Annotated in this window: 13 protein-coding genes and 1 other RNA gene; 12 read left to right on the top strand and 2 right to left on the bottom strand. The window is 65.4% G+C overall.

What is annotated here, in order from left to right; genetic code table 11:
• Nucleotides 1–33 precede the first annotated feature (33 nt).
• Nucleotides 34–768, top strand: coding sequence for a hypothetical protein (locus RQH86_RS17500; protein WP_311239919.1), 735 nt, complete (start codon nt 34–36; stop codon nt 766–768).
• Between the two features lie 204 nt (nt 769–972).
• Here the strand turns inward: RQH86_RS17500 and RQH86_RS17505 are convergent, their stop codons facing one another.
• Nucleotides 973–1,128 carry a hypothetical protein gene (locus RQH86_RS17505; RefSeq protein WP_311239918.1) on the bottom strand — a complete coding sequence of 52 codons (156 nt, stop codon included), beginning with the start codon at nt 1,126–1,128 and terminating at the stop codon, nt 973–975.
• 97 nt (nt 1,129–1,225) lie between these two features.
• Between RQH86_RS17505 and RQH86_RS17510 the strand changes: the two genes are divergently transcribed.
• From RQH86_RS17510 to tagH, 10 genes are all read left to right on the top strand, one after another.
• Nucleotides 1,226–1,753, top strand: a complete 528-nt coding sequence (locus tag RQH86_RS17510; protein WP_311239917.1) for a hypothetical protein — start codon at nt 1,226–1,228, stop codon at nt 1,751–1,753.
• A gap of 340 nt (nt 1,754–2,093) precedes the next feature.
• Nucleotides 2,094–2,468: a DUF2147 domain-containing protein gene (locus tag RQH86_RS17515; protein ID WP_311239916.1), complete on the top strand. Its 375-nt coding sequence runs from the start codon at nt 2,094–2,096 to the stop codon at nt 2,466–2,468.
• A gap of 139 nt (nt 2,469–2,607) precedes the next feature.
• Nucleotides 2,608–2,683: non-coding RNA, sX9 sRNA (locus RQH86_RS17520), on the top strand.
• An 81-nt stretch (nt 2,684–2,764) separates the two neighbouring features.
• Entirely contained in the window at nt 2,765–3,304 is a 540-nt protein-coding gene (gene ecfK, locus RQH86_RS17525; protein ID WP_311239915.1) for an ECF-type sigma factor EcfK, read from the top strand.
• Entirely contained in the window at nt 3,283–5,796 is a 2,514-nt protein-coding gene (locus tag RQH86_RS17530; protein WP_311239914.1) for a serine/threonine-protein kinase, read from the top strand. The genes ecfK and RQH86_RS17530 overlap by 22 nt, the downstream gene beginning before the upstream one ends.
• 111 nt (nt 5,797–5,907) lie before the next feature.
• A complete protein-coding gene (locus RQH86_RS17535) occupies nt 5,908–6,153 on the top strand; it encodes a PAAR domain-containing protein (protein ID WP_236699248.1) in 246 nt (81 codons plus the stop codon).
• Nucleotides 6,154–6,468: 315 nt separating this feature from the next.
• On the top strand, nt 6,469–7,821 hold the full coding sequence (locus RQH86_RS17540) for a tetratricopeptide repeat protein (protein ID WP_311239913.1): 1,353 nt from the start codon (nt 6,469–6,471) through the stop codon (nt 7,819–7,821).
• Between the two features lie 150 nt (nt 7,822–7,971).
• Nucleotides 7,972–9,936, top strand: a complete 1,965-nt coding sequence (gene tssI, locus RQH86_RS17545; RefSeq protein ID WP_311239912.1) for a type VI secretion system tip protein TssI/VgrG — start codon at nt 7,972–7,974, stop codon at nt 9,934–9,936.
• Nucleotides 9,933–10,481, top strand: a complete 549-nt coding sequence (locus RQH86_RS17550) for a hypothetical protein (RefSeq protein WP_115563340.1) — start codon at nt 9,933–9,935, stop codon at nt 10,479–10,481. Before tssI ends, RQH86_RS17550 begins: the two co-directional genes overlap by 4 nt.
• 588 nt (nt 10,482–11,069) lie before the next feature.
• On the top strand, nt 11,070–12,395 hold the full coding sequence (tagH, locus tag RQH86_RS17555; protein ID WP_311239911.1) for a type VI secretion system-associated FHA domain protein TagH: 1,326 nt from the start codon (nt 11,070–11,072) through the stop codon (nt 12,393–12,395).
• 130 nt (nt 12,396–12,525) lie between these two features.
• On the opposite strand, the gene RQH86_RS17560 is transcribed toward tagH, so the two are convergent.
• The gene (locus RQH86_RS17560) at nt 12,526–13,407 is read right to left on the bottom strand and encodes a LysR family transcriptional regulator (protein ID WP_311239925.1); all 882 of its coding nucleotides are present in this window, start codon (nt 13,405–13,407) and stop codon (nt 12,526–12,528) included.
• A gap of 226 nt (nt 13,408–13,633) precedes the next feature.
• Between RQH86_RS17560 and RQH86_RS17565 the strand changes: the two genes are divergently transcribed.
• Nucleotides 13,634–14,530, top strand: coding sequence for an aldo/keto reductase family oxidoreductase (locus RQH86_RS17565; RefSeq protein ID WP_311239910.1), 897 nt, complete (start codon nt 13,634–13,636; stop codon nt 14,528–14,530).
• Nucleotides 14,531–14,655: the final 125 nt, after the last annotated feature.

The raw sequence follows: 14,655 nt of genomic DNA on the forward strand, positions 1-14,655 counted from the left end.
ACTTGCCACTCTGGTCGAACACAGGACGCGGCGATGGCACGGCAATATGGATGGAGCGGGATACTGGTGTGGCTGGCAGCCTTCGGTGCGGTGGCGGCCGGTCCGACGCCGGGCGAATACAGCACCAAGCAAGGCTGGGGCAGCCTACAGGTCAGCGACAAGGGTGGGGCGCGCCAGTTCGAAATTCTCACCATGGGCGCCAACGGCCACAGCTGCACGCTATCGGGCACCCTGCACGGCGACAAGGCGGAAGTGAGCGATGTTGTCGATGCGCCCTGCAAGCTATCGTTCGAACCTGTGGCGGGCGGCTTCACCATCGCCGCACTGACCCAGGACAGCTGCCGCGACTACTGCGGCATGCGTGCCCATTTTGAAGGCGACTATCTGCAGTTGCCGGCCGGTTGCACGTCCGCTGCCAGCAGCCGACGACGTGAGGCGTACCTGCGGGACTATCGCGGCAAGCGCTATGCCGAAGCGCTCGCCGGCATGCAGGCATTCGCAGGCGAGTGCGGCGAGTTTCTCACCTGGCTCGATCGCGACCGTTTCGCCAACGACAGGGCCCTCACCCTGCTGCGCCTGAACCGCCCGCAGGAGTGCCTGGCGGCGCTGGACCAGACCATGGCGGGTCGTAGCCACGACGAGGCCTCGTTCCAGGCGGAGCTGGATCAGAACAGCACGATGCTTCCGCCCAGCGACTGGGACGCCTACCTGCCGATCGCCAAGTCCACCTGGTTCAATCGCAAGCTATGCGAGGCGGCCAAGCGCTGAGCATGAGATGGGCTGTGTTGCTGCGCGTGGGTCAGCGCAGTCAGACGGCGTCGCGATGATTGAGACGTTGTGTCGGGTGTGTGTTCTACCGCTCGCTAAGGTTGGCTTGAGCCCTACCGGTGCTTGAGGACAGCATGAGCCCTGTTGCTAGATCAAGTTTCTGTCGATGCTCTCCGGTCACGTTTTATCGTGACTCTGGAAGCATCAATCAATGTCCCTGACGCTGTAGGCATGGATAAGACGGTGGCGTTGAGTTTCCGGCATCAGAGCTTCGGCATGGCGCTGGCCAACTGCTTCGGAAGGATATTGGAAATCAGATACGTCAGGAAATGTTGCGCTGAATAACAAGGTGTCACGCACGCTGCGTCCAACGTTGTGCCAGGGTGCCGGTTGATCGGTCATCCATGGCGAGAGGCGACTCGGGGCGGCCTTCCCAGCCCCCAAGAGGGTAATTATCATGGCTATCACGATCCTTTCCGCTGTGTACGGCACCAGCAAGGCAGGAGTCGATGTCACCCAGGTGTGCCAGAACGTCGTCGACACAGGCAACGACGATATCACCGCAAGCAATGCCTTCTTCGGAACGGACCCCGACCCGGGTACGGTCAAGAGCTTTGCGCTTCTGTATAAGAATCCCGCGTTGAACAACGGCAATCCCATCGCGCTCGGTTGCGCGGAAAATGGGCAGATCGATCTGGTTCCCAATCCGCCTACTGCCACGACGCCCGTTCCAGTGCCGGGTAAACCCAGCTTTACAGTCGTGCGTGCACTGTACGGCACCGGTAACAACGGGTACGACGTCACTGCCACATGCCAATGGCTGATCAACAACGGTGGTACCGCGATCACGGTGAGCAACGCAACGTTCGGCGGGGATCCCGATCCCAATGTCAAAAAGAACTTTGCCATCGTTTACACGGCTGTCGGCGGCGGCGCGCAGCAGTTTCGTGCCTGTGCAGAAGGCTCGACATTGAACTTGAGTTAGCCGGTTGCTGAGCAGAGTGCGTTGCGCTGATGTGGCCCAAGATTGGCCATGATTAGTAGTTCTCCAGTCCTTCTCCCGTCAGTGGGGAGGGACAGGAGATTATGTAGCGCAGAAGACGCTGAGGATGAAGATGGTGCCTTGTCGACCAAGTCGTGGCTAACCATGTCCCAAGATTGCGCCAATAAGATCGGATTAGCCGGCTCTGATTCTTTCATGAATCAATCGCCGGTCATCGGCCACTGCGGCAAGCCGCTTTGGTTTTCCCGTCTTGTTGAAGGTTGAACGAATCGTGCACCCGCCAATCTCTGCCGCACGCTGTCTCCTCCTCGCATTGGTTGCATTGAGCGCAACCGCATTCGCCGCCGAACCAATCACCGGGAAGTGGTTCACCGATAACCAACAGGCACTGGTCGACATCCAGCCGTGCGGTACATCGCTGTGCGGCACCATCGTCAAGGTGCTGCGTGTCAAGCCGGGTAGCGCAAAGATCGATGTGTTCAATCCGGATCCGTCAAAGCGCCACAACCCGATGGAAGGAACAGTGATTCTGAGCGAGCTGGTGGATGCGGGGGATCTGTGGAAAGGCAAGATCTACAACCCTGAGTCGGGCAAGCGCTATAACGCCAAGGTCAAACGCGATGCCGATGGCTCGTTGAAGGTGGAGGGATGTGTGGCCTTCATCTGCCAGGGCCCAACCTGGCAGCCTGCCAACTGATCGCCGCGCAGACGCACGGTCGGGGAAGCCAGCCAGCTCGATACAGCCAGCCCGTTGCAACCTGGGCCGGGCATCCAAGCGCGGCTAACCAAACGAGTGGGTAGCCGCCTGGCAGGCGCAGCCGATGTTCGACCTCGGCCGGCCCAACTCGGACACTACGGTTCCTGCGCGCCGTCCACGCTCACCTGATGCCTGTCCGGACGGCGTTGTGAGCCGTCTAAATCGTTACGTATTCAGCCGCCCACCCAGCCGCCAATGCGGGATACTGCGCTCCCACGCAGGCGAGATGGGCCCCGATGTCCGAGCTGCCGATCACCGAGTTGTTGCAGGCCTGGCAGCACGACGCGCCCGGGGCGGGCGACGCCTTGGCGCGGCAGGTCTACGAGGTGTTGCGCAGCACCGCACTGCGCGAGTTGCGCCGCGATGCACGCGGCGGGCTTCAGGCAACCGAGCTGGTGCACGAGGCGTGGATGCGGCTGGAGCAGGGCCAGCAAGGGTTTCGTTCGCGCGCGCATTTCTATGCGGTGGCGGCGCTGCAGATGCGCCATCTGTTGGTGGATCTGGCGCGGCAGCAGGCCAGCGCCAAACGGCTTGGGCAGGCGGTGACGCTGACGATCAGCTTGTCCGACGGCGCAGCGCGACCGGAAGCGTTGATGGTGGTGGCCGATGCCTTCGACAAGCTGGCGCGGGTGGATGAGCGCAAGGCCAAGGCGTTTGCGTTGACCGAGCTGGTGGGCTTGAGCGTGGCCGAAGCGGCCGAGCAGCTGGAGGTGTCGGTGCCCACGCTGGAGCGCGATCTGCGGTTTGCGCGGGTGTGGTTGGCGGCGCAGCTGTGAGCGTGGCGGCCACTGCCTGGCAGCGGCTGGAGGCGCTGTTCCATCAGGCCTGTCAGTTGCCGGTGCGCGAGCGCGAGGCCTTTGCGCATGCCCAGGCAAGCGACGATGCGGTGTTGCGCGATGAATTGCTGGCGATGCTTGCAGTGGAATCGCAGGCCACGCTGCGCGTGCGTGGGCCACTGAAACAGGCCGCCGCCGCATTGCGCGCGCCGTTGCCGGAGCTGCCGGCCGGCACGCGCTTTGGTGCGTGGGCGATCGACCGCCTGATCGGTGCCGGCGGCATGGGCCAGGTGTATCTGGGCCATCGCGCCGACGGTGCCTACGAGCGCGAGGTGGCGATCAAGCTGGTGGCCGCCGACGCGCTGGATGTGCAGGGCCGTGCATTGTTCGAGTTCGAATGCCGGTTGCTCGCGCAGATGGTGCACCCGGCGATCGCGCAGATTCACGATGTGGGCACCGATGCGCACGACCGCCCCTACCTGGTGATGGAGTACCTGCGCGGCGAGCCGATCACCTGGTGGTGCGATGCGCATCGGTTGTCGTTGCATGCGCGCGTGTTGCTGATGTTGCGGGTGAGCGAGGCGGTGCAACACGCGCATCAGAAAGGCGTGATCCATCGCGACCTCAAGCCCAGCAACGTGCTGGTCAGCGAGATCGATGGGCGGCCGATGCCGGGAGTGATCGACTTTGGCATCGCCATCGATGCCGCCAACCCGGGCGTGACCTCGGCGCATGGGCGCGGCACTCCCGGCTACATGAGCCCGGAGCAGGCGCGCGGCGCGCAGGAGGTGGACGCGCGCAGCGACATCTACGCATTGGGGGCGATGTTCTACGAACTCAGCTGCGGGCTGGTGCCAGTGGCCGGGCGTGACGGGTTGCCGCAGCCGCCATCGCAGCGCGTGGCAGCGGTGCCGCCCGATGCGCGTGCGCGCATCTGCGCGGCGCGTGCGACCACCCATACGCGTCTGCAGCAGCAACTGCGCGATGGCCTGGATGCGATCGTGCTGCGCGCGTTGTCGCCGGAGCCGGTGGAGCGCTACGCCTCGGTGTCGGCGCTGCTGGACGATCTGCATCGCTGGCTCGATGGCTACCCGCCGCGCGCGCTACGCGCTGGCCGGTTATTGCGGTTGCGCAAGTTCACCCAGCGCCATCGCAGTGGCGTGCTGGCCGGTGGATTAGTGGCGATGGCGGTGGTGACCGGCCTGGGCGCCACGCTGTGGTCGCTGCAGCAGGCCGCGCGCGACGCGCAACGTGCGCGCGTCACTGGCGATTTCATGGCCTCGGTACTGTCCAGCGTGGACCCGGCGATTGCCAAGGATCTGGACAAGACGCTGATGCTGCGTGTGCTGGAGCAAGCCTCGCAGCGCGCCGCGCGCGAACTGGCCAGCCAGCCCGATGCGCGCACCGATGTGGAAAAGACGCTGGGCGGCACCTTGATCGCGCTGGCGGATTTTCCGCAGGCGGTGCTGCATCTGCGCACCGCCCACGCACTGGCGCAACAGAGCATGGGCGCGGGCAGCAGGCCGGCGTTGAAGACGGCTTCCATGCTGGGCCAGGCGCTGCGCGGTGCAGGCAAGCGTGACGAAGCGGTGCAGGTGCTGCGTCAGGGCATTGCGCAGGCCGAGCGTGGCGATTTGCAACAGCAAGCCATTGGCAATGAAATGCGCGCCTGGCTGGGCTGGACGCTGCGCGATCAGGGCCGCATGGCCGAGGCCATGACCGAGAGCCGGCGCGCTTATGTGGCGGCGCTGGCCAATCCTGCGAGCAGCGCAGATCAACGCATCGATGCCGGCAATGTTTATGCCGCGCTGCTGGCCGATAGCGGGCAACTGCTCCCGGCGATCGCCTTGCAACGCAGCCTGCTGCGCGAGCGCAGCGCCCTGCATGGGGCCGAGCATCCGCTGGTGCTGTCGATGCGCAACAGCCTGTCGGTGTATCTGTTGATGCAACGCGATTTTGCCGGCGCCGAGGCCGAACTTGCGCCGCTGCTGCAGATCAATCGCAGGCTCTACGGGGATAACGCCATGGATACCTTGATGGTGGAAGGCAATCTGGCCGGCGCGCTGCGCCAGCAGGGCAAGGTGGCCGAAGCCGGCCCGCATTATCGGGGGGCGCTGGAGCGCACGCGCGCCGTGTTTGGAGACGATGCGCCCGCCACCATCAGCATGCGCAGCAATCATGCGTTCTGGCTGCTGGACGCCGGGCAGGCGGCAGCCTCGCTGGCCGAGCAGCGTGCCGCATTGGCCACCAGCCTGCGCGTGCTGGGCCGCGCGCATCCGCAGACGGCCGAGATTCTGCGCGGTATGTCAGAAGCCGAGCGCGTGCTCGGCCAGGCCGCCGCCGCGCGCGCGCATGCCCAGCAGGCGGTGCAGGTGCTTACCGGCATCTTTGGCGATGCCGAAGAGCCGCTACGTGCGGCGCGGCAGACCCTGGCGTTGGCGGAGCCGGCCGCCTCCAGCGTGGAGACGACAACGTCGGTGGCGCGGCGCTGAGACGAATCGTCGGGTAAGCCGCGCCACGCGGCGCGATAGTGCCCGCACTGCCAGCGCCGGAGCGCACCCGTGCAACCTGCCGCACGCCTGACCGATCTGCATGTCTGCCCGATGGTCACCGGTGTGGTGCCGCATGTGGGTGGGCCGATCATCGGGCCCGGCGCACCGACGGTATTGATTGGTGGCCTGCCGGCCGCGCGCATCGGCGATTCGGCGGTGTGCGTCGGCCCGCCGGACAGCATCGTGATGGGCGCGCCCACCGTGATCATCAGCGGCCAACCAGCCGCCCGCCTGGGCGACAGCACTGCGCATGGCGGGGTGATCGCCTTGGGCTGTTTTACGGTGTTGATCGGCTGATGACGTGGCCGGGGGATGTGCGCGGCGGTGGTTTGCATGGGCGTCACGCGAGGTCATTGCATGCGACACCTCAGTGATCTTCGATGCGTACTCAGCACTGCCATTGCACTGCCCGTTGCGCGCGCATGCAGCTGAGTGGCTGTAATGCAGCGGCCAATGCACAGCGTGAGAGTGGTTCAAACGCCGCTAGAAGCAGTCACGCGCAGCGATTGCAGATACCCATGCGCAGATGCATCGCCAGAGATTGCGCGCCACCGTTCCGTTCCGCCGTCATTTGACGCAGCCCCTGCGTCCAATCCTCCTAGGAGATGTCACATGCAGCCTGCCCGTCACGCGACCGCCGAGATGCACGCCGATCTGGATACCGTGCTGCAGACCGCGATGCAGGCGCATCGCGCCGGCAAGCTCGACCAAGCCGCGCTTGCGTATGCCCAGCTGCTGGAGGTGCAGCCCGGCCATGCGCAGGCATTGCATTACCAGGGCGTATTGCTGCATCAGCAAGGCAACAGCGCAGCAGCGGTGGAGGCCATCAGCCAGGCACTGCAACTGGCGCCTGCGCAACCAGATGCCTGCAACAACCTGGGTAATGTGCATCGCGAATGCGGCCGGCTGAGCGAGGCCGAGCAGTGCTATCGGCGTGCGCTTGCACTGGAACCTGCGCATGCCGATGCGCTGGCCAATCTGGCCGCCGTGCTTGAAGCGCAGCGCCGCCTCGAGGAAGCCTTTCTGACCTACGCCGCGTTGCTGCATATCTATCCCGAATCGGCGCATGCGCACTACCTGCTCGGCTTGTTTCTACGCAACAACGCGCAAGCCGCCGAGCACCTGCAGCAATCGGTGGAGTGCCTGCAACAGGCTTGCAGCCTGGCACCGGAGCATTTGCACGCCCGCGAAGCGCTGGGCACCGGGCTGTACCTGCTCGGCGAACATACCCAGGCGCAGGCGGTCTACCGTGCATGGCTGGCGCGCGACCCGGGCAATGCCGTGGCCGCGCACATGCTGGCGGCCTGCGGTGGCGCTGCACCGCCGCCACGTGCGGGCGACACCTATGTGCGCGAGCTGTTCGACGGCTTTGCTGACAGCTTCGACGAGCAACTGCTGCATAACCTGGAGTACCGCGCGCCGCAGCGGCTGACCGAGGCGCTGGCTGCGTGTCTGCCTGCGCCGCAGGCTGCGCTCACCATGTTGGATGCCGGCTGCGGCACCGGGCTGTGCGCACCGCTGCTACGTCCATATGCGCAGCAACTGGTCGGGGTGGATCTGTCACCGGGCATGGTCGCCAAGGCGCGGCAGCGCGGCGGTTACGACGTACTGGCCGTTGCCGAACTCACCGCCTACCTGAAGAGCCGGCATGCGCATTGGGATGTCATCGCATCGGCAGACACGCTGGTGTACTTCGGTGCGCTGCAACCGGTGCTCGGCGCTGCAGCCGCTGCGCTGCGGCCGGGCGGGGTGCTGGGCTTTACCGTCGAGGCGCTGGAGAGCGACGCCGATGCGGTGGAACTCGATGCCAGCGGCCGCTATCGGCATAGCCATGCGCATGTGCTGGCTGCGCTGCATAGCGCAGGTCTGCAGCCGATTGCCATCGCGTTGGATGTGCTGCGCAGCGAGCGTGGCCAGCCGGTGCATGGCTGGGTCGTGACCGCACGCACAGCTGCACAGACCTGAGACGAAATGTCGGCTTTGCCGGCTGCACGCGTGTGAGCATGACCCTGGCAGCAGTGGTCCGTTGCCGGCCCGCGGTGGTCTTTGCAGGCCGGTACTGCGGGGCTGCCGGTCAGCGCGTTGTGCGTTGCTCACTCACCTGTGGATGCTTCGATGCCGCGCACCATCACGCTGCACTCCGATCTTGGCGAGCGCCTGCTGCTGCACCGCATGCAGGCCAGCGAAGCATTGGGGCAGCTGTTCGAGTTCCGCATCGAAGCGTTGTGCACGGACGCGCAGCCCAACCTGCGCGCGCTGCTGGCCACACCGGTCGCCGTCCAGCTGGCCGACGACAACGGCGAGCAACGCTGGTACCACGGCATGGTGGCCACGTGCACGCAGGCCGGCTCCACCGTGATCGATGCGCTCCCCTACACCGTGCTCGAGCTGCACGTGGTTCCGCGGCCGTGGTTGCTCACACAACGCCGCGATTGCCGCATCTATCAGGACATGAGCGTGCCGGAGATCGTCAGCAGCGTGCTGGGCGAGAGCGGCTATAGCGACATCCAGCAGCGTCTCAGCGCGCAATACCCCAAGCGGGTGTATTGCGTGCAATACCGCGAAGATGACTTCAGCTTTATCAGCCGGCTGCTGGAGCAGGAAGGCATCTATTACTACTTCACGCATGCGCGCAACGCGCACACGCTGGTGCTGTGCGATGCGCTTGGCGCGCATGCGGTGCGCAACGGGGTGGACACCTTGCCGTACGTACCACCGGACATGCAGCACCGGCGTATCCTGCGCTCGGTGGTGAGCCAGTGGCGCAGCGCCCGTGCGCTGCATTCCACACGTCACGCACTCGCCGACTACGACCCGCAGCAACCACGCGCCTCCCTGGCGGCACAGGTCGCCGCCAGTGGCGACGATTTACACGGGGCCGACGGGTTGGACGTCTTCGATTATCCAGGCCCGCATGCGTTGCAAGCCGATGCCAGCCGCTACGCGCAAGTGCGCAACGAGGCGGTCAACGTGCAACGCGCCAGCCACCACGCCACCACCAATGCCTGCGGGCTGATGGTCGGTGCGCTGTTCACCTTGCGCGAGCATCCGTGCGCTCCGCTCAACCAGGAATATCTGGTGCTGTCGGCACACACCACGCTGGCCGCACCGGAGCACGGCGATGAGGCGCCGTTTTCCAGCACCGTGCAGGTGATGGAAAGCCGGCTGCCCTTCCGTAGCCTGCGGCGCACGCCCACGCCCAGCATCGCCGGTCTGCAGACGGCCGTGGTGACCGGCGAGACCGACGAAGACATCGTGGTGGATGCGCATGGCCGTGTGCAGGTGACCTTCCATTGGGCCAACGCTGCACGCCCGCACGCGGCGCCGTCCTGCTGGGTGCGCGTGGCCTCGATGTGGGCAGGCAAGGGCTGGGGCGCGATGAGCCTGCCGCGGGTGGGGCAGGAAGTGGTGGTGAGCTTTCTGGAAGGCGACCCGGACCGCCCGCTGATCGTTGGCAGCGTCTACAACGCCGATCACGCCGTGCCGTTCGCCTTGCCGGAAAACAAGACCCAGAGCGGCATGCGTAGCCGCAGCCTGCTCGGCGGCAGCGCGGATTTCAACGAGCTGCGTTTCGACGACAAGGCCGGCAAAGAAGAAGTCTATCTACGCGCGCAACGCGATCTGCGCGAAGAAGTGGAGAACGACCACACCGCCACGGTGACCAACGACCAGGTGCTCACGGTCAACCACGATCGCAGCGCACGTATCGACAACAACGACAGCGTGGACGTGGGCAAGAAACTGTTGCTCAAGGCCGGCGAAGAGATCGAACTGGTCACCGGCAGTTCGCGCCTGGTGATGAAGCGCAACGGCGACATCGTGCTCAGCGGCATCAAGATCCTGATCGATGCGACGTCCGAAGCCAAGACCACCTCGATGGCGATCAAGTTGATTGCCGATGCGCAGCTGCAGGCCACCTCGCCGGCCACCGAGGTGGTGGGCGACGGCACGCTCAAACTGTCGTCCGGCGGCATGCTCAGCGCCGAAGCCGGCGCGTCGGCCACCGTCAAAGGCCCGCTGGTCAACATCAAGGCCGACGCGCTGGTGCAGGTTGCCGGCGGCCTGATCATGATCGGATGAGCGCGCCCGATCTCTCGCTGGCGCAGGCGTGTGCGGACATGCAGCTGTCCGCACCTGCACGTGCGCAGCTGGGTGCGCCGATGGCGCCGCAGGCCGCGGTGCGTGCGTTACTGGCGCAGGGGTATGGCGAGGATGCGATCAAGCTGCTCGCGCGCCTGTTACCCAAGCGCTACGCGGTGGCCTGGCTGTGCCAATGCGCGCGCGGCGAAACGCTGGACGAGGAAGACCGTGTCGGCGCCGCGCTGGCCGAGAAGTGGGTACGCGACCCCAGCGAAGCGCATCGGCGCGCCGCGCAGGCGTTTGCGCATGCAGGCGGCTACGTCTCGTTGGGTGCCTGGCTTGCGGCGGCCGTGGCCTGGTCCGGCGGCAGCCTGGCGCCACCGCAGCAGGCCACGCCGGTGCCACCGCCCGAGCACCTGACCGCACGCGCGGTGGCCGCCGCAATCACCTTGCTTGCGGCACGTGAGCCGGCGCAGCTACAGGCGCGCCGCAACGGGTATGCCGCACATGCGCTGGAGTTGCTGACCAGTGCGCGCGCGCCATGACATCGCCCGTTGGTCATTGCGGCGTGTGCCAGGCAGACATGCCGTCCTTGAATACGCCGGCCACCTCTACCTATTCATTGTTCGCAAGGTTTTCCAGCCACTTGAACATCTTGAGATGTCGATTGTGTGTAGGGCGATGACTGCGCCGGTGGCAGAGCGGATGATCTGCGCCGCCGCTGCAGAGCCCTTGCCCGCCCACCATCGCAGGACATGCCGCACGTATGTCCTCGCAGGCTCTTACGCGGTATCCGTGCCGCGTAAGGTCCTGCGACGGGGGGCGGGCAATGAGCAGTCGAGACGGTCGGTGTGCGTAGATCTTCTTAACGCGGCCGACCTACTCCCTGGCGCGGTGTCCTCACCGCTTGCGGGACCGTGTGACGGCATGGATGCCGCCACCGAGCCTGCATGGATGGATCCAGAGCGTGTCCGGCGAGCGGTGAGGGCACCGCGCCCTCGACCAACCCCGCTCAGGACCACCTGGGTGACGCTGAGGATGGCTAAACAATCACTGCGTGGCCGCTCGCGACGTTCCATCAACCGCACCACGTTTTTCCCTGATATCGATCATCATTTGCAGGAGCCTGTGTCGTGTCCAGTTCGCAGTTGATCCTCACCGTCGGCGGCGCGCAGGCCGCGCAATTCGGGGCCAGCGCGCAGAAGCGTTTTGCCGGCAGCGGCGGCAGCATTGGCCGCTCCGATGAAAGCGATTGGGTGCTGGCGGCGCCGGGCATCTCGCGCACGCATGCGGTGGTGCGTTTTCTCAATGGCATGTATTTCATCGAAGACCGCAGCACCAATGGCATGTCGCTCAATGGCGTGGGGTTGACGCGTGCCGACCCATGCGCGCTGAGCGATGGCGACCGCCTGCAACTAGATAGCTTCGAGATCCAGGTACAGGTGCACTCACAGACCGCCGCGCCCGATCTGGCACCTGCGTTCGATCCGTTGCTGGACGCCATGGACGACCGTACGCAGGTCGCGCCGCCGCCATCGCCGATGCGCACCGCCGCGCCTGCCAACGCGCACGCGTTCGACCTGCTGGACTTCGGTGCCCCGCTTGCGGCGCATGCTGTCACCGACGACCCGCTGGACGGCCTGCTGCTCGGCAGCACGCCACGCGAGCTCGATCCATTACGTCTGCTCGACCCATTGCCGGCCCCACCGCCAAGCGTGGTGCCCAGCGCATGGAATCACAGCAACGCCAGCCACGATCACTTCCGCCCGCCGAGCAATGGCGACACGCGCGCCACGTTGCCGGAAAACTGGGACATGACGATGGGCGACTTTGCACCGCCATCGTCGGCGGTGCCCGCGCCCACGCCTGCGTCACCCGTTGCAGCGCCCGCGCCGCAGGCATCCGCCAGTGCGCCCGTCTCCACGCTGGCAGTGCCAGCGGAGCTGGATCGCATCTTCACCATCGTCGTCGATGGCGTCATGGATGTGCTTCGCGCACGCGCCGAGATCAAGAACACCTTCCGTTTGCCGGTGACGGTGATCCAGCGCTCGGAGAACAACCCGCTCAAGTTCGCCGCCACCGCCGAGGACGCGTTGCAGAAATTGCTGGCTCCGCCAAGCGCTTCGTTCTTGTCCGGTGTGCCTGCATTCGAGGACGCTTTCGACGACATCCGCTGTCACCAGATGGCGATGCTGGCCGGCATGCGCGCCGCCTTCGACGCGATGCTGTTCCACTTCAGCCCCGACCGACTGGAACAGGAAGTCGACGCCGGCGGCAAGCGCCTGAGCTTCGGCGGCAAGGGCCGCTATTGGGAGCGCTATCGCGACAACTTCGAGCAACTGCGCGGCGACCCGGACGACTGCTTCCGCCGTCTGTTCGGCGACGAATTCGCACGTGCGTACGAAGCGCAGTTGGCGCGGTTGAAATCGGCGCGGCGGCAGCCGGCGCGCGAGCGGTAACCCGATCCAGCAGCGGTAGGAGCGTGCCTGAGCGCGACCGAGCCATCCCGGTAACGCCCCGTCGCGCTCAGGCACGCTCCTACGAAACGCCGCCTGTTTGGCGACTAGTTCGCCCGCGCCTCGCGCACGCTCAGTCCGGCAGCTGCTTGACGAACTCGATGAACGCCCTGAGCGGCGGCGGGGTGAGAGTGCGATTGGGGTAATACAGGTGCGGTCCTTGAAACGGCTGCCACCACGGGCGGAGTACCGGTTCGAGCGCGCCCGAATCCAGATGCGGCTGTAGCCATTGCTCGAACAGATAGATGATCCCGCTGCCTGCGATCGCCGATTGAATGGCAAGCTCGATCCCTCCGCCGATTTCCACCAGCAATTGCCCGCGCGGCACAATGGTGATCACTTCACCGTTGCGCTCGAACTCCCAATCGGCGATCGCACCGCTTGGGAAGCGGGCACGGATGCAGTCGTGGTCGACCAGCGCGCGGGGATGCGTCGGCCGGCCGCGTCGCGTCAGATAGCCGGGCGCTGCGGCGGTGGCGCTGCGCTGCACACGTGGGCCGATCGGGATGGCAACCATGTCTTGCTGCAGTCGCTCGCCGTAGCGAATGCCCGCATCGCATCCGGCGGCGACGACGTCGACAAAACTTTCTTCGGTCAGGATCTCCACGCTGATATCCGGATGCGCCGCCATGAACGGTGGAATGATCCGCGGCATCACCAGGTTGGCGGCACTGATCGGCACGTTGAGCCGAAGCGTTCCCGTTGGCGTGTTGCGGAACGCGCTCATCACGTCGTTGGCGCCATCGAGTTCGATCAAGGCAGGCTCGACCCGCGCCAGCAATGCCTTGCCCGCGTCGGTCAGCACGACACTGCGCGTGGTGCGGTTGAACAGCCGCACGCCGAGCCAGGATTCCAGGCGCTTGATCGCATCGCTGAAGTTGGAGGCGCTGCCGCCCGCGCTCTTGGCGGCCTGGCGAAAACCGCCCGCCCGCGCTACGCGCACAAAGGCCTCCATCTCTGCCAGGCGGCTGCTCATTGTTCGAAATTCCGTACAGGCTGTCCAGTTTGTACCCGATTGTCGCACAGGCGCGGCGCCCGTAGATTGGCCATGCACCTCGCAGCCGAGGTCTTTCATCGCCGCAGTCAGCGCGCCGCAGTGGCTCGGTTTCGCAGCGCGTTGTAGCCCCGCTCCCGGGGAGATCCGGCACAGCCATTCCGCTCACGCAATCCAAGGACATCCCATGCACAGCACAACGCGTCTTGGTGGCAGCTTCACCCTGCCCGGCACACCCCTCAGCCTGAAGCGGGTGGGGTACGGAACCATGCAACTGCCTGGCCCGCACGTATGGGGGCCGCCGCGCGACAAGGCTGCAGCCCTGTCGGTCTTACGCCAGGCCATTGCGTCAGGTGCCAATCACATCGATACGGCCGCGTTCTACGGGCCGCATATCGCCAACGCACTGATCCGCGAGGCGCTGCATCCTTACAGCGACGAATTGGTGATCGTCACCAAAATCGGCATCAGCCGGGGAAGCGATGCCTCCTGGAACATCGATCTCTCGCCCGAAAGCCTGAAGCGGCAGGTGCACGACAACCTCGCCAGTCTCGGCCTGGAGGCGCTGGATGTCGTCAACTTGCGGCTGGGCGCACCGACGCAGACCGACGAGCGCTCCATCGCCGAGCCGGTTGCGTGCCTGGCCGAGCTGCAACGTGAGGGCCTGGTTCGGCATATCGGTCTGAGCAACGTCACTGCAGGGCAAATCGCACAGGCGCAGTCGCTGGCCAAGATCGTGTGTGTGCAGAACCACTACAACCTGGTCAAGCGTGACGATGACGCCTTGATCGATTCGCTTGCGCAACAAGGCATCGCCTACGTTCCGTTTTTTCCGCTGGGCGGTTTTTCACCGCTGCAGTCCGACCGACTGTCGGCCGTGGCCAAGCAGGTCGGCGCAAGCCCCAAGCAGGTGGCGCTTGCCTGGCTGCTGCAACGCTCGCCGAACATCCTGGTGATCGCCGGCACCTCCTCCGTGCCTCATCTGTGGGAGAACTTCGCGGCTTCCGAGCTGAGCCTGTCCGCAGAGCAGGTGGCAATGCTCGACGGTATTGCGAACGAGGCCGAGGCCAGCAGCTCCCCTTGAGAAAAACCGGATGCGTCGTCTCCAGTAGCGGTTTCAGAGACTGCAAGATGAGGCGCCAGGCGCGTCTTGGTGACGCGCTTAGCAGATGCCTGCAGCGCTGACGGTCACGACGGTGTCAGTGCGTT

Source organism: Xanthomonas sp. WCS2018Noco2-27 (assembly GCF_031843525.1).
Taxonomy (GTDB): Bacteria; Pseudomonadota; Gammaproteobacteria; order Xanthomonadales; family Xanthomonadaceae; genus Xanthomonas.

Bases quoted from the DNA above. Each gene is read 5' to 3' on its own strand.
- RQH86_RS17500 (WP_311239919.1), top strand. From the start codon at position 34: ATGGCACGGCAATATGGATGGAGCGGGATACTGGTGTGGCTGGCAGCC.
- RQH86_RS17510 (WP_311239917.1), top strand. From the start codon at position 1,226: ATGGCTATCACGATCCTTTCCGCTGTGTACGGCACCAGCAAGGCAGGA.
- ecfK (WP_311239915.1), top strand. From the start codon at position 2,765: ATGTCCGAGCTGCCGATCACCGAGTTGTTGCAGGCCTGGCAGCACGAC.
- RQH86_RS17535 (WP_236699248.1), top strand. From the start codon at position 5,908: ATGGTCACCGGTGTGGTGCCGCATGTGGGTGGGCCGATCATCGGGCCC.
- RQH86_RS17540 (WP_311239913.1), top strand. From the start codon at position 6,469: ATGCAGCCTGCCCGTCACGCGACCGCCGAGATGCACGCCGATCTGGAT.
- tssI (WP_311239912.1), top strand. From the start codon at position 7,972: ATGCCGCGCACCATCACGCTGCACTCCGATCTTGGCGAGCGCCTGCTG.
- RQH86_RS17550 (WP_115563340.1), top strand. From the start codon at position 9,933: ATGAGCGCGCCCGATCTCTCGCTGGCGCAGGCGTGTGCGGACATGCAG.
- RQH86_RS17560 (WP_311239925.1), bottom strand. From the start codon at position 13,407: ATGGAGGCCTTTGTGCGCGTAGCGCGGGCGGGCGGTTTTCGCCAGGCC.
- RQH86_RS17565 (WP_311239910.1), top strand. From the start codon at position 13,634: ATGCACAGCACAACGCGTCTTGGTGGCAGCTTCACCCTGCCCGGCACA.